Raw genomic sequence first — 25,303 nt, 5'->3', positions numbered from 1 at the left:
AACCATGACCATCGAAGACAAGCTCCGGGAGCATCTCAAGCGCTCGATAGCGGATACCCGGATTGCCCGTGGCAAGCTGCGCGAGCTCGAGGCGCGGCAGCACGAGCCGATCGCCATTGTCGGTATCGGCTGCCGGTTCCCGGGGGCGGTGCACTCGGCGGATGAGTTGTGGCAGTTGGTATCCGAGGGCGCGGATGTGGTCTCCGGACTGCCGATGAATCGCGGCTGGGACGAGAGCGTTTTCGATGCGGATGCCGATGCGGCGGGCACGACGTATACCCGGACGGGCGGATTTCTTTATGACGCCGACGAATTCGACGCGAGCTTCTTCGGAATCAGTCCGCGCGAGGCCTTGGCAATGGATCCGCAGCAGCGTGTGCTGCTGGAGACGGCCTGGGAGGCGTTGGAGGATGCCGGAATCGATCCGGCGTCGCTGCACGGCAGCGCCACCGGTGTCTTCGCCGGGCTGACCGACCAGGACTATGGGCCGCCGATGGGCCGGATGCCTGAGGAACTGGAAGGTTTGGCGGTCACCGGGGGCATTGCCAGTGTGGCGTCGGGACGCGTCGCCTACTGTCTCGGGCTCGTCGGACCCGCGGTCACGATAGATACGGCGTGTTCGTCCTCACTGGTGGCCCTGCATCTGGCGGTGCGATCACTGCGGTCCGGCGAGAGTTCACTGGCCTTGGCGGGCGGGGTGTGTGTGCTGGCGACGCCGGGACTGCTCGTCGAATTCGCGCGTCAGCGGGTCATTGCCGCCGACGGCCGGTGCAAGGCCTTCGCCGAGGCCGCCGATGGGGCCGGATGGTCGGAGGGGGCGGGATTGCTTGTGCTCGAACGCCTTTCCGATGCCCAGCGCAATGGTCACCGGGTGCTTGCGGTGGTGCGGGGCACCGCGATCAATCAAGACGGTGCCTCCAACGGACTGACCGCGCCGAACGGTCCGTCACAGCAGCGGGTGATCCGACAGGCGCTGGCCGATGCCGGAGTCTCGGCGCACGAGGTGGATGTCGTCGAGGCACATGGGACGGGTACTCGGCTCGGCGATCCGATCGAGGCGGAGGCATTGCTCGCCACCTACGGCCAGGATCGGCCGGTCGATCGCCCGCTCTGGCTGGGATCGCTGAAGTCGAATATCGGCCATGCCCAGGCGGCTGCCGGTGTCGGCGGCGTAATCAAGATGGTGCAGGCGATGCGCCACGCTCTGCTGCCGAAGACGCTGCACGTGGATGTGCCGTCGTCGCGGATCCATTGGTCCTCGGGTGGGGTGCGGCTGCTCGTCGAGCAGCGGCGCTGGGATCGTGGTACGCGGCCGCGCCGCGCGGGGGTGTCGTCGTTCGGTATCAGTGGTACCAACGCGCACGTCATCCTGGAAGAGGCGCCTGCCGCCGATCCTCCTGCCGCCGATGAGACGCACGAGCCGCCTGCCGTGGCGTGGGTGTTGTCGGCGAAGAGTGCGAACGCATTGCGGGCACAGGCGCAACGGTTGCTGACACAGGTGCGCGCCGATCCGGAGTTGTCCGTGCTGGATATCGGCTGGTCGCTGCTGCATTCGCGGGCACGGTTCGCGCATCGCGCGGTGGTCGTGGGTGCCGATCGCCCCACTCTGCTTGCGAGGTTGGCCGAAATCGCCGACGGTACGGCCGTCGAAGTCGGTGTGGCCGAACCGAATCCCGGCGGTGTCGTATTCGTCTTCCCCGGTCAGGGGTCGCAATGGATCGGCATGGCGCGGCAGCTGCATGCCGAATCCCCGGTTTTCGCCGACGCTTTGACCCGATGTGACCAGGCGCTGGCACCGCTGCTCGGCTGGTCGGTGACCGAGGTCGTGGTCGGCACCGGCGATGCGCAGGGGGTGGACGTGATCCAGCCCGCGCTGTTCGCGGTAATGGTGTCACTCGCCGAGGTCTGGCGATCACTCGGTGTGCGGCCCGATGCCGTGGTCGGTCACTCGCAGGGCGAGATCGCCGCGGTCTGTGTGGCGGGCGGTCTTTCGCTCGACGACGCGGCGGTACTCATCGCACGACGCAGTCGGCTGCTGCGCGAGCTGGCGGGCAATGGCCGGATGCTCGCTGTGCCGCTGTCGCGCGCGGAGGTCGCGGAATCACTGCGTGCCCGGCACCGGAAGCTGTCTATCGCGGCGGTCAACGGCCCGCGCTCGGTGGTGGTTTCGGGCACCGCATCCGCGGCCGACGAATACTTCGCGGAGTTGGTGGCCGCCGGGATCGGGGTGCGCCTGATTCCGGTCGACTACGCATCGCATTCGGCCGAGGTCGAGCCGGTCCGCGACCAGTTGCTGCGCGAATTGACGACTGTCACACCACGTTCGGCGACCATTCCGGTGTGGTCGACGGTGACCGGCGGCTGGCTGGACACCGCGGCCATGGACGTCGAGTACTGGTACCGCAACCTGCGCGAGCCCGTGGAATTCGAGCATGCGGTGCGAGGTCTGGCAGCGGCGGAGTATCGGACGTTCGTGGAGGTGAGTCCGCATCCGGTCCTCACCCTCGGTGTCGCCGAGACCGTCGAGGACGCGGGCGTCGATGCGGTGATCGCCGGGACGCTGCGACGTGAGCACGGCGGTTTCGATGAGCTGTTGCGGCAGGCGGCCGGCCTCTTCGTGCGCGGTGTCGGGGTGGATTGGGCGCCGTCGGTGACCGGTGGGGTACATGTGCCATTGCCTCGTTATCCGTTCGAGCGCAAGCGCTATTGGCTGGAGTGGAGCGCTGATCCGGCCGGAATTCGGCATCCGCTTTTGCCCGCAGGCGTGGATATGGCCGACGGCGGTGTGGTGCTGACGGGCGAATTGTCGTTGTCGAAGCATCCGTGGCTGATCGATCATGCCGTGGCGGATGTGGTGTTGGTGCCGGGAACGGCGCTGGTGGAGTTGGTGATTGCCGCGGGTGACCGGGTCGGCTGCGGGCGAGTCGAGGAGTTGACGCTGCCCGCTCCGCTACTGATGCCCGAGCGCGGCGGATGCACGGTGCAGGCCGTGGTGTCGGCTCCCGAAGACGGGCGATGCGAGGTAGCGGTGTACTCGCGCCCGTCGGCGAGCACGGGCGAATGGACCCGGCATGCGGTCGGCGTGCTGTCCGTGGATTCCGAGGCGGCAGTGGCGGAATGGGGGCAGTGGCCGCCGCGCGGTGCGGCCGAGGTGGATCCGGTCGATCTCTACCGGCGGGCGGCTGAGCGTGGATACAGCTATGGTCCGGCGTTTCGGGGTTTGCGTCGGGTGTGGCGGCGGGACGGCGAATATTTCGCCGAGGCCGCGCTGTCGGTGGATCCGGCTGGTGGATACGACGGGTACCTGCTGCATCCCGCGCTGTTCGACAGTGCATTGCACGTATTGCTTGCCGGTGCTGAACATGGTGCGGCCCTGCCTTTCTCGTTGAGCGGGGTGCGCGTACATGCCAAGCGTGCGGCGAGTCTGCGCGTGCGGGTCGCGCCGGTCGCCGCGGACGCGGTGTCGGTGGACTTGGCCGATGACCAGGGGCGACCCGTTGCGACGATCGAGTCGTTGACATTGCGGGAAGCCGCGCCCGAATCGCTGCGGGCCACCGTCGATGGTTCGTTGCTCACCCCCGAGTGGGTGCCGGTCGCTGTTCCCGAGGTCGCCGGTACCTCCGAGGATTGGGTGCGCATCGGCACTGCCGACGACATCGATGTGCCGGTGACGAGGTCATACGGGGATCTCGACCGCTTGCAGACGGGAATCGCTGCGGGGGAGCCGATTCCGGCGGTGACGGTGATGTCGCTGCCAACGCCGGGCGTAGAAGTGGTCGAAAGTGTGTACACCTCGGTCGACACGGCGTTGCGGCTGGTTCAGCAGTGGCTGGCCGACGAGCGGCTGTCCGGTACCCGTCTGGTGCTGCTGACTCGCAACGCAATCGTCGTCGACAACGCTGAATCGACCAGGGCCGGTTCCGCTTTCGCCGGCGCGGCGGTCTGGGGTCTGCTGCGTTCGGCGCAAGCGGAGAATCCGGATCGGATCCTGCTGCTCGATCTGGACGATTCGGTGCACGCGGTGGCCGCGATACGAGCCGCGCTGGATTCATCGGAGCCGCAACTGGTCCTGCGCGCGGGGCAGGCGTATGCAGCCCGCCTGGTACGGTCTTCGGCCGCCGAACTCGAGGTGCCCGCAGCACCGACATGGCGGCTGGACCGCACGGAAGCCGGGAGCATCGACGGGCTCGCGCTGCTGCCCTACGCACAAGCGAACGCGCCGCTGGCACCGGGCATGGTGCGGGTCGAGGTGCGCGCCGCCGCGGTGAACTTCCGCGATGTGCTGATCGCGTTGGATATGTATCCAGGCGAACCCGTGCTCGGTGCCGAAGGCGCGGGGGTGGTGCTGGAGGTCGGTGCTGGAGTCGACGCTCTGGCCCCCGGTGACCGGGTACTCGGTCTGTTTCCGGCGGCGTTCGGCCCGATCGCGGTCGCCGATGCACGGATGGTGGCACCGATGCCTGCCGAATGGTCGTTCGTCCGTGCGGCGGCCATTCCCGCGGTCTATCTGACGGCCTACTACGGATTGGTGGATCTGGCGGGACTGTGCGCCGGTGCGGCCGTTCTCGTGCACGCGGGCACCGGTGGCGTGGGGATGGCGGCAATCCAACTGGCCCGTCACCTCGGCGCGCAGGTGTACGCCACGGCGAGCCCGGCGAAGCACAGTGTCCTGCGTGAGCTGGGGCTGGATGATGCGCACATCGCGTCGTCGCGTTCGACGGAATTCGAGGACCGATTCCGAACCGCCACCGGCGGAAAGGGTTTCGATGTGGTTCTCAATGCGCTGGCCGGAGAGTTCACCGACGCGTCATTGCGGCTGACCGCGCGCGGCGGGCGGTTTGTCGAGATGGGCAAGACAGATGTCCGTGACCCGAAGCAGTACCCCGAGATCGATTATCTGACCTTCGAACTCGACGACGCGGGCGGACCCCGGATCCGCGAGATGTTGGCCGAGGTACTGAATTTGTTCCGGCAGCGGGTCTTCGACGCACCGCCGGTCCGGGTGTGGGATGTGCGCCGGGCCCGGCAGGCCTTCCGATTCATGAGCGCGGGCAAGCATATCGGCAAGAATGTGCTCGGCATAGACGCGACCTGGGATGCGTGGGGAACGGTGCTGATCACCGGGGCCGCCGGTGTGCTCGGATCAATGGCAGCGCGACATCTGGTGGCGGCCAATGGAATTCGACATCTATTGTTGGTGAGTCGGCGCGGTGCGGCGGCACCGGATGCAACGAAGTTACGATCGGAGCTGCTCGCCGCCGGTGCCGAGACGGTGACCTTCGCCGCATGTGATGTCGCGGATCGGGATGCGTTGGCCGCAGTGCTCGCCGAGGTGCCGCGGGCACATCCGCTCCGGGGTGTGGTGCACGCCGCGGGCGTGCTCGATGACGGTGTGGTCACGGCATTGACGCCGGAGCGGGTGGCGCGGGTGTTGGACCCGAAGGTGGCCGGGGCGTGGCATCTGCACGAGCTCACACGCGATCACGATCTCACCGCCTTCGTCCTGTATTCGTCCGCGGCGGGTCTGATCGGCACGGCTGGACAGGGCGGTTATGCGGCCGCGAACTCCTTCCTGGACGAGCTGGCGCGATATCGCAGCAGTCGCGGCCTGCCCGCGACATCGTTGGCGTGGGGGTTGTGGGAGCAGCCCACCGCCATGACGGGCCAGCTACAGGAAGTGGATCTGCGCAGGTTGACGCGCGGTGGCATCGCGGCGATGACATCGGCGGACGGTCTACGGCTGCTGGACGCGGCACTAGCGCTCGGCGAGCCCGTGACGGCGCCGATGCGATTGGATACGGCCGCGCTGCGAGCCGGGGCGGTGCCTCATGTGTTTCGCGGTCTGGTCGGCTCGACTGTCCGGCGTCAGGTGGCGGGCGGCAAACCGGAGTCGGTGCGCAACCGGTTGGCGGGGCTCGACCCCGACCAGCGGGGTGCCGTGGTGCGCGAGTTCGTCGCGGATGAGGTCGCCGCGGTGCTCGGGTACGGTACGGCCGCCGAGATCGGCGCTGATCGCGCATTCAGGGAACTGGGCATCGACTCGCTCAGCGCGGTCGAGTTGCGCAACCGGTTGGCCAAGCGGACCGGCGTAAAACTGCCGACGACAGTGGCATTCGACTATCCGACGGTGACCGAGCTCGCGCGGTTCATCGGTGGCGAGCTGTCCGGGCTGACCACAGGTGACTCGGTTTCGGTGATCGCGTCCGACACCGATGATGCCGTGGCGATCGTGGGTATGGGCTGCCGTTTTCCGGGAGGTGTGGAGTCCGCCGAGGCGCTGTGGGATGTCGTCGCCGAGGGTGTTGAGGTGGTGTCGAGCTGGCCGCTCGATCGAGGTTGGGATGCGGGGATTTTCGATCCGAATCCGGGTGTCGCGGGCAAATCCTATGTGCGCACGGGTGCGTTCGTACCGGATGCGGGCGAGTTCGACGCGGAGTTCTTCTCGATCGGTCCGCGTGAGGCCCTGGCCATGGACCCACAGCAGCGACTGTTGCTCGAAACCTGCTGGGAAGCAGTGGAACATGCCGGTATCGCGCCGGAGTCGTTGCGCGGCAGCGCGACCGGTGTATTCGTCGGCGTCGCGGCGCAGGGCTACGGGACCATGACCTCCGCCGAGGACGGCGTCGGCGGCTATGTGCTGACCGGGACATCGGCCAGCGTGGTGTCCGGGCGGGTGGCGTATGTGCTCGGGCTGGAAGGGCCCGCGATATCGGTGGATACGGCGTGTTCGTCGTCGCTGGTCGCCCTGCACCAGGCGGTGCGGTCGGTGCGTTCCGGAGAGTGTTCGATGGCGCTGGCGGGCGGCGTGACCGTGATGGCGACACCCGCTGTGTTCGTGGACTTCTCACAACAGCGTGGTCTGGCGGCCGACGGACGGTGCAAGGCGTTCGCCGCGGCGGCCGATGGCACCGGATTCTCCGAGGGAGCCGGTGTGCTTGTGGTAGAGCGACTGTCCGACGCACGCCGCAACGGACACCGGGTACTCGCCGTGGTGCGGGGTACCGCGATCAACCAGGACGGTGCCTCGAACGGTCTGACCGCGCCGAACGGTCCCGCACAGCAGCGGGTGATCCGGCAGGCGCTGGCCGACGCCGGAATCGCGGCGCACGAAGTGGATGTCGTCGAGGCACACGGGACGGGCACCCGACTCGGCGACCCGATCGAAGCGCACGCCCTGCTCGCGACCTATGGGCAGGGCAGATCGGCGGATCGGCCGCTGTGGCTCGGCTCGCTGAAGTCGAATATCGGCCATACCCAGGCCGCGGCCGGGGTGGCCGGTGTGATCAAGATGGTGGAAGCGCTGCGGCGCGGAATTCTGCCGAAGACATTGCACGTGGATTCGCCTTCGGCACAGGTGGATTGGGCGTCCGGCGCGGTCGAACTGCTGACCGAACAGCGGTCGTGGGATACCGCGGACAAGCCGAGGCGGGCCGGAGTTTCGTCGTTCGGGATCAGCGGGACCAATGCGCATATCGTGCTCGAGCAGGCACCGGAGGTTGTCGAGCGGCAGCGCGATCCGGCTGGGCTGTCGGTGGTGCCGTGGGTGATTTCGGCACGTACCGCACCGGCATTGCGTGCGCAGGCACGACGGTTGCATGCCTGGCTGCTACGGCAGCCGGAGTGGGATCCAGCCGATGTGGGTTGGTCTTTGGCGACGATGCGGTCGCATTTCGAACATCGTGCGGTGGTGGTCGGTTGCGATCGTGCCGAATTGCTGTCGGGCTTGGCCGAATCGGCGCAGCTGTCGCAAGGGGTGGCCGGTACGGCGTTCGTGCTTCCGGAGCATGGCGTGCGGTGGGTGACGGGCGGGCGGGATTTACGCGATGCGCTCTCGGCATCGGAATGGGACGAGCTTGCCGCCCGGTCGGATTCGCCGTCGCTGATCGAAGCGCTGTGCGCAGATCAGGATGCACTGACCGAGTGGTGGCGCACCGCGCTCGCGAGGCGTGGCGGGAAGCTGGTCGAACTGCCCACGTATGCCTTTCAGCGGCGGCGGTATTGGCTCGACTCGGCCTCCGGTCGAGGGTATGCGGATGCCGCCGACTCGTGGCGCTACCGCGTCGAATGGAAAGCACTGGCGAACAGCGGTACTCGGCTCTCCGGCCGGTGGCTGCTGGTCGGCTCGGGTGATGCGCCGCCCGCCGAGGTGGTGCGGGCGTTCACCGAAGCGGGTGCCCTTGTGCGCTCGGTCGACATCGATGCCGACCGGATGAGTCGAGCCGATCTGACCGAGCTCATTCGCGCGGAAGGCGAGCTATCCGGTGTGGTCTCTTTCGCCGCCTTCGACGAACAGCCCGCTGCCCACACCACCCGGGGTGTGCTCGGCAACCTGCTATTGATCCAGGCCGTGCACGATGCCGGTGTCGAGGCGCCCATGTGGTGTGTGACCAGCGGCGCGGTCGCGGTGCATGCGGATGAGCGGATCCACAGCACGAGCCAAGGACAGATGTGGGGGCTGGGTCAGGTGGCGGGCCTCGAGTTCCCGAGGTGGTGGGGTGGTTCGATCGATCTGCCCGCCGAGTGGGACCCGGCGCTGGTCAGTGCTCTTCCCGGTCTACTGGCCCGCACGGACACCGAAGATCAACTGGCCCTGCGTCATTCCGGCAGCTACGGGCGGCGCATGGTGCGCGCGCCGCACTCCGCCGCGCACGTGCGGTGGACACCACGGGGTACCGTGCTGATCACCGGCGGCACGGGCGGTATCGGCGGATACCTGGCCCGCTGGCTGATCCGCGGTGGGGCGGAGCATGTCGTGCTGGCCGGCCGTCGCGGGCTCGACGCTCCCGGTGCGAGGGAGCTGGCGGACGAACTGACCGGTCGGGTGACCATCGTGGCCTGCGATGTGACCGAACGTGATCAGGTGGCCGCGGTGCTGTCCGCGATAGACGACGGTGATATCCCGCTGACCGCCGTGATCCACGCGGCCGGAATCGAACGGCACCGCCCGATCGCCGACCTGACCCCGGCCGAGTTCAGCGCGGTTCTCGCCCCCAAAGTCACCGGCGCACAACATCTCGACGCACTGCTCGGTACCCGTTCGCTGGATGCGTTCGTGCTGTTCTCCTCCGGCGCGGCCACCTGGGGCAGCGGCGGGCTGGCCGCCTACGCCGCGGGCAACGCCTACCTGAACAGCCTGGCCGAGGCGCGGCGAGCCCGCGGACTGGTCGCGACATCGGTGGCGTGGGGCGGCTGGGCCGGCGCCGGAATGGTCGAAGCCGACCACTCCGCCGACTTCCTGCGCCGCCGAGGTGTGCGGCTGATGGATCCGGAACTGGCCTCGAATGCCATGAGCCGGGCGGTCGGCAGTAACGAGACGGCCCTGACGGTCGCCGACCTGGACTGGACCTTGTTCGCCACCACATACACCGCACTCCGGCCGCGCCCGCTCATCGCGGAAATCCCCGAGGCGCGGCCGCTCGAGGACGCCGAAACGATCGTGCCGCTGCGGGAGCGGCTCGGCACCATGTCGAAGGCCGAGAAGTACCGGGCGATTCTCGAATCGGTGCGCACGCAGGTCGCGGATGTCCTCGGGCACACCGAATGCGACGCGATCGCCGCGGATCGGTCGTTCAAGGATCTGGGATTCGACTCCTTGGCCGCGGTCGAGACCTACCGCCGGTTGCGGGCCGCCACCGGGCTGTCGCTACCCGCGACACTGGTCTTCGATTACCCCACGGCGCAGACCCTCGCCCAGTTTCTGTACCAGCAGTTGACCGAGGACGAGGAGTCGCCCGAGCAACGCCTCCACCAGGACCTGGACCGGCTCGAAGAGACTCTGCTCGCGGCCCGAGCGGACAGTCCGGAGCGCCGCGACGCCCGCGCGCGGCTCGAGGGCCTGCTGGCCGAGCTCCGTGATACGTCGGTATCCGACGGCGCGCGCACGACCAAGGACGTGCTGCGGTCCGCGTCGGCCGACGAACTCGAAGACTTCATCCGCACGCAGCTCGGCAAGTCCTGAGGCGTGCCCCCACTCTCGAAAGACAGGTCCCGGCGATGACGGATGACAAGATTCTGGAGAACCTGCGATGGGTGACCTCCGAGCTGTACGAGGCCAGGCAGCAATTGCACACCACGCTGTCCGGGCCGGTGGCGATCGTTGGCATGGGCTGCCGGTACCCCGGCGGTGTCACCTCGCCGGAGGGGCTGTGGGATCTGGTGGCGGCCGAGGTGGACGCGATATCCGGATTCCCCACCGACCGCGGATGGGAGCTGCCGGCCGGGTTGCGCGAATCCTATGCGCGCGCGGGCGGATTCGTCACTGGCGCTGGCGATTTCGACGCCGGATTCTTCGGGATCAGCCCGCGTGAAGCGCTGGCGATGGACCCGCAGCAGCGATTGATACTGGAAACTACCTGGGAGGCACTGGAATACGCGGGCATCACGCCGGAGTCGTTGCGCGGCAGCGCCACCGGCGTATTCGTCGGCGTCACCCGCCAGGACTACGGACCACGCCTGCATCAGGTCGCCGCCGACGCCGAGGCCGGTGGCTATCTGCTCACCGGAACGGTGCCGAGTGTGGTGTCGGGGCGGGTGGCGTACGTGCTCGGCTTGGCGGGGCCCGCGGTGTCGGTGGATACGGCCTGCTCGTCGTCGCTGGTCGCGCTGCATCAAGCCGTGCAATCGATTCGGTCGGGCGAGTGTTCGCTCGCGTTGGTCGGTGGTGTGTCGGTGATGCCGACACCGGGCGCATTCGTCGAATTCGCCAGGCAGGGCGGGATGGCGCCCGATGGCCGGTGCAAGCCGTTCGCGGATGCGGCGGATGGCACAGGATGGGCCGAGGGCGCGGGCGTACTGGTAATCGAGCGGTTGTCCGAGGCGCACCGGCTCGGGCACCGGGTATTGGCGGTGGTGCGCGGTTCGGCCATCAATCAGGACGGTGCGTCCAACGGCCTCGCGGCACCGAATGGTCTCGCGCAGCAACGGGTGATCCGGCAGGCGTTGGCCAATGCCGGGGTGTCGGCGGCCGAGGTGGATGTCGTCGAGGCGCACGGTACCGGCACGACGCTCGGTGATCCGATCGAGGCGCGGGCATTGCTGGCGACCTACGGCCAGGATCGGCCACGGCATCGGCCGCTGTGGTTGGGAGCGATCAAGTCCAATTTCGGCCATTCCCAGGCGGCGGCGGGTGTGGCGGGGGTGATCAAGATGGTGCAGGCGCTGCGGCACGGGATCTTGCCGAAAACGTTGCATGTGGATGCGCCCTCGTCGCATGTGGATTGGTCCTCGGGCGCGGTGGAATTGCTGACCGAGGCAAAGGTGTGGCCGCAGGTCGAGGAACGGCCGCGCCGGGCCGGGGTGTCGGCGTTCGGGGTTTCCGGCACGAATGCGCACATCGTATTGGAGCAGGCCCCGGAGCCCGTGGAAAACGCACCGGTGGGTCCGATCGAGGCGGTGCCGTGGGTGGTCTCGGGACGGTCGGACGCGGCATTGCGGGCGCAGGCGCGGCGATTGCACGCCTGGCTGCTCGCGCATCCGGAGCAGCAACCGTGCGATGTGGGCTGGTCGCTGGCGACGACCAGGTCGCGGTTCGAGTATCGGGCGGTGGTGCTCGGTTCCGATCGCGCGGAGTTGATCGACGGGGTTGCGGCTTTGGCGGACGGTGGGTCTGCGCCGGGCGTGGTGCGGGGCGTGGCAGGGGATCCGGGGCGAACTGTGTTCGTGTTTCCGGGGCAGGGTGCGCAGTGGGTGGGAATGGGGGTCGAGCTGTCGGCATCGGCTCCGGTGTTCGCGGCGAAGCTGGCCGAATGCGCGGAAGTGCTTGCGCCATTGGTGGATTGGTCGTTGCTCGAGGTCCTGCGGGCGGCGGATGGCGCACCGTCGTTGGACCGGGTCGATGTGGTGCAGCCGGTGCTGTTCGCGATGATGGTGTCGTTGGCCGAGCTGTGGCGGTCGGTGGGGGTGAGTCCCGATGCGGTGGTGGGGCATTCGCAAGGTGAGATCGCGGCGGCGTATGTGGCCGGGGCGCTGTCGTTGGCGGATGCCGCGCGAATCGTTGTGGTGCGGTCGCGTGCTTTGACCGAGGTGTCGGGACAGGGTGCGATGGCCTCGATCGGCTTGTCGCCGAGCGATGTCCGTGAGCGGCTGGCGGGGCGAGCTGGCGTTGTGGTGGCGGCGGTGAACGGTCCGGCCACGACGGTTGTCTCCGGTGTGCCCGACGCGCTCGATCGGTTCCTTTCCGAGTGTGAAGCGGAGGGAGTCTACGTCGGGCGGGTCGCGGTGGATTATGCGTCGCATTCGCCGCAGGTCGAACCACTGCGGGAGCGGCTGTTGGCCGATTTCGGGACGGTCGCGGCGGCCTCGTCGGCGGTGGCGTTCTATTCGACCGTGACCGGGGGTGTGCTGGATTCCGCGCAGCTCGATGCCGAGTATTGGTTCCGGAACCTCAGGGAGACAGTACATTTCGACATCGCCACCCAGGCGCTGCTGACCGATGGATATCGCCTGTTCGTCGAGACGAGTCCGCACCCGGTGCTGACTGCGGGAATCGAGCAGTCCTGCGCATCGGCCGATGTGCTCGGCGCCACCACGATCGTGCCGACGCTGCGCCGTACCGCGGGCGGACCGGCCGGATTTCTGATCTCGGTGGCGCAGGTGGATGTGACCGGGATTGCCGAGGTGCGCTGGGCCACTGTCTTCGACAGCATAGCGCCCCGGCGAGTTCCGTTGCCCACCTACGCATTTCAACGCCGCCGCTTCTGGCTGGACAGTGATGCGGGGACCGTCGACGTGCGTTCGCTCGGGCTCGCGGCGGCAGATCACCCCTTGGCGGGCGCGGTGGTGTCATCGGCGGAGTCCGGGGAAGTGGTGATCACCGGCCGGATTTCGCCACACCTGCAACCGTGGTTGGCCGACCACGTCGCGGCCGGGGTGACGCTGTTCCCCGGCACCGGATTCGTGGAGCTGGCGGTGCGGGCGGCGGACATCGTCGGTTGCGGGCAGGTACGCGAGTTGACGCTGGAGGCACCGCTGGTACTGGTCGACGCGGTGCAGATCCAGGTCGTGGTATCCGGACCGGAACAGTCCGGCGAGCGGGCGATTTCGGTGTACTCCCGCGCCGACGGCGCCGACTGGATCGCCCATGCGCGCGGTGTGCTGAGCCTGGACGACGCGGCCGCGGACTGCGACTGGGCGCATGTTTGGCCGCCGGTCGGGGCGACACCGATCGATACATCCGGGGTGTACGAGAAGCTGGCCACCGCCGGTTACGAATTCGGGCCCGCCTTCCAGGGGCTGCGCTCGGTATGGCGGCGTGGCGACGAACTGTTCGTGGCCGCGGCGCTGCCCGAGACGGTCACCGAGACATCGCGATTCGTGCTGCATCCGGCGCTGCTGGACGCGGTCCTGCACGGTAGGGCGCTTACCGGGGCGTCCGGTGAACTGATGCTGCCCTTCGTATGGCGCGCCGTTTCCGTGCACGCGGGTGGTGCCTCGGCATTGCGGGCGCGCCTCGTGCCGGCCGAGAACGGTGCGGTGTCGATCGTGGCGGTCGACGACATCGGTGACGTGGTGCTGACCGGTTCGGTGACCATGCGCCGGCTGCGGTCGGGGCAGTTGGGCGTAGCCGGACCCCGGGAGCAGTTGTACGCGATGCGGTGGCGTCGGCTCGGCGCTGTCGCGACAGCGAGCGCGGCGGAGCTCGTGACATTCGCCGATGCCGAGTCGGCTCGCGCCGGGCTGCGGGTGCTCGAAGCCGTGCCACCGGTCGTTGTGCTCGACGTTCGCGCTGTGCCGGACACCGATATGCCGACGAATGTGCGTGCCGCCGTCGACGCAGTGCTGTCGGTGCTGCAGGAGTGGCTGCGTGACAACAGGTTCCGGTCCAGCACGCTGTTGGTGGTCACCAGGGCGGCGGTCGGCGCGGACGTCACGGACCTCGCGGGAGCGGCGATCTGGGGTCTGGTGCGGGCCGCACAGGCAGAGGATCCCGGCCGAATTGTGTTGCTGGATACCGACGGTACCGGCGACTTCGCGCAGTTGGTATCGATCGTGCTGGCATCGGGCGAACCGCAGATCATGGTGCGCGACGGGGTGCCGCACGCGGCGCGCCTCACCCGGGTCCCACGCGATGCCGACGCGGCGCCGGTGGCCGATACCGATCGACTCGCCGAAGGCACGGTCGTGATCACCGGCGGCACCAGCGGGCTCGGCGCGATCGCGGCGCGCCATCTGGTGACCGCCTACGGGGTGCCGTCGGTGCTGCTCGCGAGCCGTCGTGGGCCGGCCGCACCAGGCGTCGCGGAGCTGTCGCGGGAGTTGGCCGAACTGGGCGCGCGGGTGCGGATTATCGCGGCCGACGTCTCCGAGCGTGCCGCGGTGGCCGGACTCCTCGCCGCGGTGCCGGATGACTTCCCGCTGATAGGGATCGTGCACGCCGCCGGTGTACTGGACGACGGCGTGATCGCCGCATTGACTCCGGAGCGCGTGCACCCGGTGCTCGCGGCGAAGGTGGACGCCGCCTGGCATCTGCACGAGCTGACCCGCGATCGTGACCTGGCCATGTTCGTGCTGTTCTCCACGGCCGCGGGCGTACTCGGCTCGGCCGGTCAGGGAAACTATGCCGCGGCCAACGTTTTCCTGGATGGACTTGCGGCACAGCGCTATGCGAACGGCCTCGCGGCCACATCGATCGCATGGGGTCTATGGCGCGATGACACCGGATTGACCGGACATCTGGCCGCCACCGATACCGCCCGATTGGGTCGCAACGGGGTGCTCGGGCTGAGCACCGATCAGGGTGTCGCGCTGTTCGATGCCGCGCTGACCGGATATCGCGCCGAGGTGGTGGCGGTCCGCTGGGACCGGGCGGCACTGACCGCACAGGCCGCGGCCGGGACACTCGCGCCCGCATTGCAAGGGCTGGTAACCCGCACCCGCCGCACGGCTGCGGCCGGATCCGGTGTGGCGGAAACGGATCCGGTGCGCCGCTGGCAAGCGCGGCTGTCGGGGGCGACGGCAGTGCGACAAGAGCAGATGATCGTGGAGCTGGTGCGCGCCGAGGTTGCGGTGGTGCTCGGTCATGACGGACCCGCCGCGATCGATGCGGACCGGAACTTCGGTGAGCTCGGTCTGGACTCGCTGATGGCGGTCGAAGTCCGTAATCGGTTGCACACTGCCATCGGCCTGCGGCTGCCGGTGACCCTGGTCTTCGATTATCCGACGCCGAAGGCCGTCGGCGGACTGGTCTTGCGTGAATTGCTCGGTGGCGCATCGGATGTCATGCCTACGTCGAGGGTCGCGGGCGACGCTGCGTCCGATCCAGTGGTGATAGTGGGGATCGGCTGCCGGTATCCGGGCGGCGTGTCCTCGCCGGACAGCCTGTGGGATCTGGTGGTCGGGGAGCGGGATGCGGTGTCGGGTTTTCCCGATGATCGGGGCTGGGATGTTGCCCGGGTATTCGATCCCGAGCCGGGAGAGGACGGGAAAACCTATGTGCGCGAGGGTGGTTTCGTGCACGACGCGGGCGTGTTCGATGCCGGCTTCTTCGGGATCAGCCCGCGCGAGGCGATGGCCATGGATCCACAGCAGCGGCTGTTGCTCGAAACCAGTTGGGAGGCATTGGAACACGCCGGAATCGAGCCGAACTCACTACGCGGCAGCGATACCGGTGTATTCGTCGGGTTGATGTACCACGACTATCCCGGCAGCGCTGGCTCGGGTGCGATCGTGTCGGGGCGGGTCGCGTATGCGCTCGGGCTGGAAGGGCCCGCGGTATCGATGGATACGGCGTGTTCATCGTCGCTGGTGGCGCTGCATCAGGCGGTGCGTGCGGTGCGGTCGGGGGAATGCTCGATGGCGCTGGTCGGCGGGGTGACGGTCATGGCGACGCCGGAAGCGTTCGTGGCGTTCTCGCGGCAACGCGGGCTGGCGGGGGACGGGCGCTGCAAATCGTTCGCGGAGGCGGCGGATGGGACCGGTTTCGCCGAAGGCGTCGGTGTGCTGGTCGTCGAATCACTCTCGCGCGCCAGGGAACTGGGGCACGAAGTTCTGGCCGTGGTGCGCGGGACGGCGGTGAATCAGGACGGCGCGTCCAATGGCTTGACAGCGCCGAACGGTCCGGCACAGCAGCGGGTGATCCGCCGTGCCCTGGCCGATGCCGATCTGGATCCGGCCGAGGTGGACGTGGTCGAGGCCCATGGTACCGGGACCACGCTCGGTGATCCGATCGAGGCACAGGCATTGCTGGCGACCTACGGTCGAGACCGTGCCGCGGATCGGCCGTTGTGGTTGGGTTCCTTGAAGTCGAATATCGGTCATACGCAGGCCGCGGCCGGTGTGGCGGGCGTGATCAAGATGGTGCAGGCAATGCGACACGGGGTATTGCCGCGCACCCTGCATGTGGATTCGCCGTCATCGCATATCGATTGGACCGCGGGTGCGGTAGCGCTGCTCACCGACGCACAGCCCTGGCCGGACATCGCCGGACGGCCGCGCCGGGCGGGGGTGTCGGCATTCGGGGCTTCCGGGACCAATGCGCACGTGATCATCGAACAGGCACCGGACTCGGCGCCGGCGGAGCGTTCGGCCGTGGTGGGAGGTGTTGTGCCGTGGGTGATTTCGGCACACAGTCGCGACGCGTTGGCTGGACAGGCGCGACGGTTGGCCGAATTCGTGCGTGAGCGTCCGGAATTGGTGGTACAGGACGTCGGGTGGTCATTGGTGACCACGCGGTCGCGGTTCGAACACCGGGCGGTGGTGATCGGTACCGATCGCGACGAGTTGCTGGCGCGGCTTTCCGATTTCACCGGGCCGGGTGTGGTGTCGGGTGCAGCCGACAACCACGGGAAGACGGTGTTCGTGTTTCCGGGGCAGGGCGGGCAGTGGGTGGGGATGGGGGTGGATTTGCTGGATTCGGCTCCGGTATTCGCGGCGAAGCTGGCCGAGTGCGCGGAAGTCTTCGCGCCATTGGTGGACTGGTCGCTGTTCGACGTGCTGCGGGGAGTCGATGGTGCGCCGTCATCGGACCGGGTCGATGTGGTGCAACCGGCGCTCTTCGCGGTGCTGGTGTCGCTGGCCGAGCTCTGGAGGTCCGTTGGCGTGACGCCCGATGCGGTCGTCGGGCATTCCCAGGGCGAGATCGCGGCGGCGTATGTGGCCGGGGCGCTGTCACTGGCGGATGCGGCGCGGATTGTGGTGACGCGGTCACGAGCGCTCACCGAGCTGTCCGGTCGCGGAATGATGGCGTCGATCGGTCTGTCCGCCAGCGATATTCGCGAGCGGTTCGCTGATCGTGATGACATCGTCGTGGCGGCGGTGAATGGTCCCGTCACGACGGTTGTGTCCGGTCAGCCCGAAGCCATCGGGCAGTTCCTGACCGAATGTGCGGGGGAGGGCGTCTATGTCGGTCGTATCGCGGTGGATTACGCCTCGCACTCGCCACAGGTGGAGCCGTTGCGAGAGCGGCTGTCGGCTGAATTCGGCACGGTCGCGGCGTCCTCGTCGGAGGTGGCGTTCTACTCGACCGTGACCGGGGGTGTGCTGGATACCGGGCGGCTCGATGCCGAGTATTGGTTCCGGAACCTCAGGGAGACAGTACTTTTCGATGATTCCGTGCGGGCGTTGGCTGGCGACGGCTACGGAACGTTTGTCGAAATCAGCCCGCATCCCCTACTGATACCGGGTATCGAACAGTCATACGAGGCCATTCGGTCCGAGGCTGCCCCGGTGGTGGTCGGCACACTGCGCCGTGATGAAGACGGATCCGCCCAATTCCTCACCGCCGCAGCACATCTGCACGTTTCGGGTGCGGCCGAGGTGCGGTGGGCGCCGGTATTCGAACGGACCGACCCGCGGCGAGTAGCACTGCCCACCTATGCTTTTCAGCATCGCCGCTACTGGCTCGATGCGTCGGCGGGGGCCACCGACCCGACCAGGCTCGGACTGTCGGCCACCGACCATCCGCTCGTGCGCGCGGCGGTGCCCGCCGCCGGATCCGACGGCATGGTGTTGACCGGCTGGTTGTCGCGGCAGACCGATCCGTGGCTGGCCGAGCATATGGTCGACGGCGCGGTGGTGTTCCCGAATGCCGGATTCATCGAGCTGGCGGTTCGCGCGGGGGATGAGGTCGGTTGCGCGCGGCTCGGTGAATTGACCGTGGTGACACCGCTGGCCTTGCCGAGCGAGGGTGGCGTCCGGATTCAGGTCGTCGTCGGTGATCCGGACGAAACGAGTGCGCGGCCGGTATCGCTGTATTCCCGCGCCGATGCTCCGGGCGTGGACTGGATGCTGCATGCCCGCGGCCTGCTGTCCGCGGCCGCTGTGGATGCGGAGATCGAATTGTCGGCGTGGCCACCGCCCGGTGCCAGGTCCGTGCCGGTGGACGGCCTCTACGACAGGATGGCCGAGGCGGGCTTCGGCTATGGCCCGCTGTTCCGAGCGACACATGCCGTGTGGCAACGCGGTACGGAGCTGTTCGCCGAGGTAGAGCTGCCCGAAACCGATAGCGATTACACCGGATTCGGAGTGCACCCGGCATTGCTCGAGGCGCTGGCGCATGCCACGGCCATCGACGGCGAACTCCGTGGTGCCGACGGCGCGATGCTGCCATCCGAGTGGGAGGGTGTGACGCTCCACGCGGCCGGAGCATCGGCGTTGCGGGTGCGGATCACTCCGGTCGGTGCGCACACGGTCGCGATCGAAGCGGCGGATGCCGAGGGACAACCGGTGCTATCGATTCGATCGATGCGGTGGCAGCCGGTACCGATTCAGCGCGGCACCACGGATCCGCTGCACGCTGTCCGTTGGCGGGTGATTGCCACCACGGGACCCACCGGCACTCCGGCGTTCGTCGAATGGACTCGGCTCGCACCGGATCGGACGCCACCGGCCGTGGTAGTCCTCGACCTCCGACGGCACGCGCTCGAACGGCCCCGCCGCGCCGACGAGACCGGGGCCGACTCGCGCGGGGCGAGGGCGGTGGAGACAAAGTCCGGGGATGACGCGAGTCTGCTGGGCGGCACGGCGGAATCGTTTGTTGGGTCGGATGTCGTCGCCGACGCCGGTGCTGCGACTCACGTGGTGAACACGACGTCCGGGAATCTATCGGGCCATCGGACGGAATCGTCTGTTGGGTCGGATGCCGTCGCCGACGCCCGCGCTGCAACCGATGTGGCGGAGACGGTGTCCGGGAATCTGTTGGGCCGCCGGGCGGAATCGTCTGCCGAGCCGGATGTTCTTGCCGACACCCACGCCGTGGCCCACGATGTGCTCGCGGTATTGCAGGAATTTGCCCGTGACGAGCGTTTTGCCTCGACCACCTTGTTGGTATGCACCGGTGGTGCGATTTCAATTGCGGGAGAGGGTATCACCGATCTCCCGGGGACTGCGGTCATCGGCTTGGTGCGCACCGCACAGTCGGAGGATCCCGGCCGGATCGTGCTGGTCGATAGCGACGGCCACATCGATCACGGGGACATCGTGGCACTGGCGCTGGCCACCGGAGAGCCGCAAGTGGCGATTCGCGATGGTGTCGCCTATGTGGCTCGACTGGAACGACTCACGGTCGCGACCGGTGCCGCACCCGTCGCCGACGGCACGGTACTGATCACCGGAGGCACCAGCGGACTCGGCGCACTGGTCGCGCGGCATCTGGTGGTAGAGCATGGAATTCGCTCGCTGGTCCTGGCCGGCCGTCGCGGGCCGGACGCCGTCGGCGCCACGGAGTCGGCGACAGAGCTGAGCGAACTCGGTGCGCGCGTTCGGGTGCGCGCATGCGATGTGTCGCAACGTCATTCGCTCGCGGAGCTGGTGGCCACGATTCCGGACTTGACCGGTGTCGTCCATGCCGCGGCTGTGCTGGACGACGGTGTGATCGGGTCGCTGACACCGGATCGAATCGATGCGGTGCTCGCGGCAAAGGCCGATGCGGCCTGGTATCTGCACGAACTCACCCTGGATCGACAGCTGTCGACATTCGTCCTGTTCTCCTCGATGGCGGGTACGACGGGATCACCGGGGCAGGGCAACTACGCCGCCGCCAATACCTTCCTGGACGGCTTGGCCGTGTACCGCCGGGCCGCAGGGTTGCCCGCGACGTCCATCGCGTGGGGCCTGTGGACATCCGACACCGGTCTGACCGGCCGCCTCGGCGTTACCGAGACCACACGGATGAGCCGCGTCGGTATGCTCGGCCTGCCGACCGCGCGGGGACTGGCATTGTTCGACGCCGCGGCTGCCCACACCGACGCCGCGCCGGTGGCGGCCCGATTCGATACCGCCGCCCTGGCAGCGCGGGCGCGGCGTGGGGAACTGGCGCCCATGCTGCGGGAGTTGGTACCTGCAACGTGGCGGGCCATGGCCGCACACGCCAGCACGCAGTCGCCCCAGCTCGACCTCGGCGACCTGCTCGGCCTGGTGCGCACCGAAATCGCCGCGCTGCTCGGACACGACGGGCCCGATGCCATCGATCCGGATCGTGCCTGCCGGGACCAGGGATTCGACTCCCTGTCCGCGGTCGAGACCCGGAACAGATTGAAAACCATTACCGGGCTCGCCCTTCCGGTGAGCCTGGTCTTCGACTACCCCACCCCACGCGCTATCGCGGAGTACCTGAACCGGGAACTCGGTGGGCGAGACGCGGATGTCGCGATCCAGGAGCCGGTGCGCCCGGCGACCGACGAGCCGGTGGCGATCGTGGGGATCGGCTGCCGGTTTCCGGGCGGCGTGCGGTCGGCGGATGACCTCTGGCAATTGCTGCTCGACGGTCGCGATGCGGTGTCCGGATTCCCGGTGGACCGGGGTTGGGACGTATCGGAATTGTTCGATCCCGATCCGGATGCGGCCGGGAAATCGTATGTGCGGGAGGGCGGTTTCGTACACGACGCGGGCCACTTCGACGCCGCGTTCTTCGGTATCAGTCCACGCGAAGCGATCGCGATGGATCCGCAGCAGCGTTTGTTTCTCGAAACCTGCTGGGAGGCAATAGAACACGCCGGCATCGATCCGCAGTCGCTGCGCGGCTCCACGACCGGCGTCTATGTCGGCGTATCCAGTCCGACCTACGGGAACGGCCGACTCGATGCGGATCCGGATGGCGGTGCGGAGGGATATCTGCTCACCGGACTGTCATCGAGTGTGGTGTCGGGGCGGGTGTCGTACGTGCTGGGTCTGGAAGGACCCGCGGTGTCGGTGGATACGGCGTGCTCGTCGAGTCTGGTCGCGCTGCATCAGGCGGTGCAGTCGCTGCGATCGGGAGAGAGTTCGCTGGCGCTGGTCGGCGGGGTGACGGTGATCGGGGCACCGGGCATCTTCGTCGAGTTCTCCCGCCAGCGCGGGCTCGCCGCCGACGGCCGATGCAAACCGTTCGCCGACGCCGCCGACGGTACCGGCTGGGCCGAAGGTGCCGGGGTGCTGGTGGTGGAGCGGCTCGCCGATGCACACCGCCACGGGCACAAGGTACTCGCGGTGATCCCGGGTATCGCGGTGAATCAGGATGGCGCGTCGAATGGTCTGACCGCGCCGAATGGTCCGGCGCAACAACGGGTTATCCGTCAGGCATTGGCGCATGCGGGTATCGCCGCTGCCGAGGTGGATGCGGTCGAGGCGCATGGCACGGGGACCCGGCTGGGTGATCCGATCGAGGCGCACGCCGTGCTGGCCACCTACGGTCGGGATCGTCGGGAGCCGCTGTGGCTCGGATCGATCAAATCGAATATCGGTCACACCCAGGCCGCGGCCGGGATGGCCGGCGTGATCAAGATGGTGCAGGCATTACGGCACGGTGTACTGCCGAAGTCGTTGCATGTGGATTCGCCTTCGGCACAGGTGGATTGGTCGTCGGGTGCGGTCGAGCTGTTGGTGGAGGCGCGCGCCTGGCCCGAGACGTACGGCAGGCCGCGGCGCGCAGGGGTGTCTGCCTTCGGGATCTCCGGGACGAATGCCCATGTGATCGTGGAGCAGGCACCGGTTGCCGATGGCCCCGCGGCGATGCCGGATTCGGGTGACATTGTGCCCTGGGTCATTTCGGCGCGAAGCGAGGCGGCATTGCGTGCGCAGGCGCGATTGTTGGCGGGGTGGGTTTCGGCTCGTCCCGGCCTCGAACCGGCGGATGTGGGCTGGTCGCTGGTGACGTCGCGGTCACGGTTCGAGCATCGCGCGGTCGTGGTCGGTGCCGATCGTGCCGAACTGGTCAGCGGACTGGCGGCGGTGGCCGACGGAACGTCCGACTCGGCGGTGGTTCGGGGTGCGATGGCAGATGCGGGTGAGCTGACACTGGTTTTTCCGGGGCAGGGTGCGCAGTACGTCGGTATGGGGCGGGAACTGCATGGGGTGTTTCCGGCGTTCGCGGCGGCGTTCGACGAGGTTGTTGCCTTGTTGGACGCGCGGTTGGGGTGTTCGTTGACCCGGGTGCTCTGGGGCGATGATCAGGATGCGTTGAATGCGACGGTGTTTGCGCAGGCCGGGTTGTTCGCTGTCGAGGTGGCGACCTATCGCCTGCTCGAATCCTGGGGTGTGCGACCGGATTTCGTGGTGGGGCACTCGATTGGCGAGGTAGCCGCCGCCCATGTGGCGGGTGTGCTGTCACTGGCGGATGCGGTGACGCTGGTGGCCGCGCGGGGGCGGCTGATGCAGGCGTTGCCCGCTGGGGGCGCGATGGTAGCGGTGGCGGCCGGGGCGGCGACGGTGTCGGCATTGCTGATCGAGGGGGTCGGGATAGCCGCGGTGAACGGCCCTGATTCGGTGGTGATATCGGGTGTTCGGGATGCGGTAGCCGTCGTCGCCGATCGGATGCGTTATCGAGGCAAGCGGGTGACGTGGTTGCGAGTGTCACACGCGTTCCATTCGCCGTTGATGGAGCCGATGCTGGGGGAATTCGCGGAAATTGTTGCGGGGCTGTCGTTCAGCGAGCCTTCGATACCGGTGATATCCAACGTGACGGGAGCTCTGGCGGGTTCGGAACTGTTGGCGCCGGATTATTGGGCGCGGCAGGTCCGCGAGACGGTTCGATTCTCCGACGGCATCGCAGCGCTGCACGACTGTGGCGCAACCCGATTCGTGGTCGCCGGACCGGATGGTGGCTTGACCGGGTCGATCGAGCAGTGCTTCGAAGGCATCGACGCCGGGCGACTGATCGTCCCGGTCCTGCGCAAGGACGGCAACGAGCACACGACAGCGCTGAAGGCGATAGCGAACATGTTCGTCGCGGGCGTGGCGGTCACCTGGGACGCCGTGCTCGGTGGATCGCGCCCATGTGTGGACTTGCCGACCTACGCCTTCCAACGCACGCACTACTGGCTGGATCCGTCACCGGGCTCGGTGCGCGCCGCCGCGGATCCAGTTGACGCCGAGTTCTGGCGCGCCATCGAGGATTCGGATCCGGCGCCGCTCGGCATCGATCCATCCCGGTCGTTCGGTGAGGTGCTGCCGATGCTGTCGGCGTGGCGGGAACAGCGGCGAGCGGAATCGGCCACCGATTCCCGGCGGTATCGCATCGAATGGAAACCCTTGGCCGACAATCCTGTTCGCCCGACTGGTAGATGGCTGGTCATCACCGCCGATGACATCGGTCGTGGCGTCGAGATCGCTGCGGCCTTCGGTGTCGAAACACTCTGCGTGCGGATGGATTCCGACCTGCCTTCGGCGGTGTCCGAATGCCGTGGCGTCATATCGCTGCTCGCGCTCGACGATCAACCGAGTGCCGATGCCGCGATATCGGGGGGCTTGCTCGCGAATCTGCGGCTGCTGCAGGCGCTGCGGGATGCGGGAGTAAGCGTGCCGGTGTGGTTCGTCACCAATGGTGCCGTCACGGCGACCCACTCGGACCACATCGCCGACGCGATGCGCGCTCAGGTATGGGGCCTCGGACAGGTCGCGGGCCTGGAATTCCCACAGTGGTGGGGCGGTATGGTCGATCTTCCCGCCCAGTGGGAGCCCAGCATGCCGCATCGCCTCGCGGCCGCGGTATCCCGCGACGACGGCGAGGACCAGCTGGCGATGCGCGCATCCGGCACGTATGCCCGCCGAATGATGCGGGCACCGCGCACTACCGGGAAGTGGACCCCGCGCGGCACCGTGCTCGTCACCGGCGGTACCGGTGGCATCGGTGCGCACATCGCGCGGTGGCTGGTCGCCAACGGTGCCGAGCACGTCGTCCTGGTCGGCCGGCGCGGGCCACAGGCCCCCGGCGCCGCCGAACTCGAGGCGGAACTCGTCGCCGCGGGCGGGCGGGTGAGCATTCTGGCGGCCGATGTGACCGACCGCGCCGCGGTGGCCTCGGTGCTCGCCATGTTCGATGCGGAGCTGAGCGCCGTGATCCACGCGGCCGGAATCGCCTACTACGATCCGATCCCCGCACTCGATCCCGCTGCGGTCGGCGCCTCGCTCGCGCCGAAGGTGCTGGGCGCGCAGCACCTGAACGACCTGCTCGGCGCGCGCCGGTTGGACGCCTTCGTCCTGTTCTCCTCCGGTGCGGCGACCTGGGGTAGCCATGGGGCGGGCGGCTATGCCGCCGGGAACGCATACCTGGACGCGCTGGCCGAGCAGCGCCGGTCGCGCGGTCTGGTAGCGACGTCGCTCGCGTGGGGCGGCTGGTCCGGTGGCGGCATGGCCGATTCCGCACCGGCGCAACAGTTCCTGACCCGGACCGGCGTAGGCCTGCTGGATCCGGAGTCGGCACTGCGCGCGATGGCGGCGACGGTCGGTAGCGCCGAGACCTGCGTGACGATTGCCGATATCGACTGGGAGCAGTTCACCACCCTGTATTCGATATCGCGGCGGCGCGCGCTGATCGCCGACCTTCCCGATGTCCGAGCCGCGCTCCGCGCCGAGCGAGACGGTCCACCGGATGTGGCGGAATCCGAACTGCGCGTGCGTCTTACAGGGCTGGACGGGCAGGAACAGGCGCGGGTACTCCTCGAAACGGTGCGCGCCGAAGTCGCGACAGTACTCGGTCACCGAGGCCCTCAGGAGATCGCGCCGGACCGCAATTTCGCCGACCTCGGATTCGACTCGCTGACCGCGGTCGAGACCCGAAACCGCTTGAAAACCGCAACGGGACTGAGACTTTCGGCGACACTGCTGTTCGACCACCCGACACCACGTGCCGTCGCCCGCTACCTGCACGAGGAATTGGCCCTCGGCACGGCCGACGTCGATACGGCGGAAAGCGATATCCGACGCCGTCTGGCCCGGATACCGCTGGCCCGATTCCGCGAACTGGGGGTGCTCGATGCACTTCTGGAATCGACAAGCGCGGAGGGGAATTCGCCGCAACCGGATACGGCCACTCCCGATGCGCTCGATGCCATGGACTCCGCGGACCTCGTTGCCCACATCATGGGCAACGGGCGCGACTGAAGGTAGGACGAGA

Annotated in this window: 2 protein-coding genes; both read left to right on the top strand. The window is 68.1% G+C overall.

Translation table 11 applies throughout. From position 1 onward, the window contains the following. Positions 1–4 precede the first annotated feature (4 nt). Positions 5–9,958, top strand: a complete 9,954-nt coding sequence (locus AB0L58_RS08215) for an SDR family NAD(P)-dependent oxidoreductase (RefSeq protein WP_364383072.1) — start codon at positions 5–7, stop codon at positions 9,956–9,958. 35 nt (positions 9,959–9,993) lie between these two features. Beyond that, the gene (locus AB0L58_RS08210; protein WP_364383070.1) at positions 9,994–25,290 is read left to right on the top strand and encodes a type I polyketide synthase; all 15,297 of its coding nucleotides are present in this window, start codon (positions 9,994–9,996) and stop codon (positions 25,288–25,290) included. Positions 25,291–25,303: the final 13 nt, after the last annotated feature.

Origin of the sequence: Nocardia sp. NPDC052112, from assembly GCF_040680135.1 — a bacterium.
Classification (GTDB): domain Bacteria; phylum Actinomycetota; class Actinomycetes; order Mycobacteriales; family Mycobacteriaceae; genus Nocardia.
The sequence above is the reverse complement of the archived record's forward strand: the minus strand, read 5'-3'. Positions and strand labels throughout refer to the sequence as shown.

Coding starts and splice junctions, on each gene's coding strand:
- AB0L58_RS08210 (WP_364383070.1), top strand. CDS start 9,994: ATGACGGATGACAAGATTCTGGAGAACCTGCGATGGGTGACCTCCGAG.
- AB0L58_RS08215 (WP_364383072.1), top strand. CDS start 5: ATGACCATCGAAGACAAGCTCCGGGAGCATCTCAAGCGCTCGATAGCG.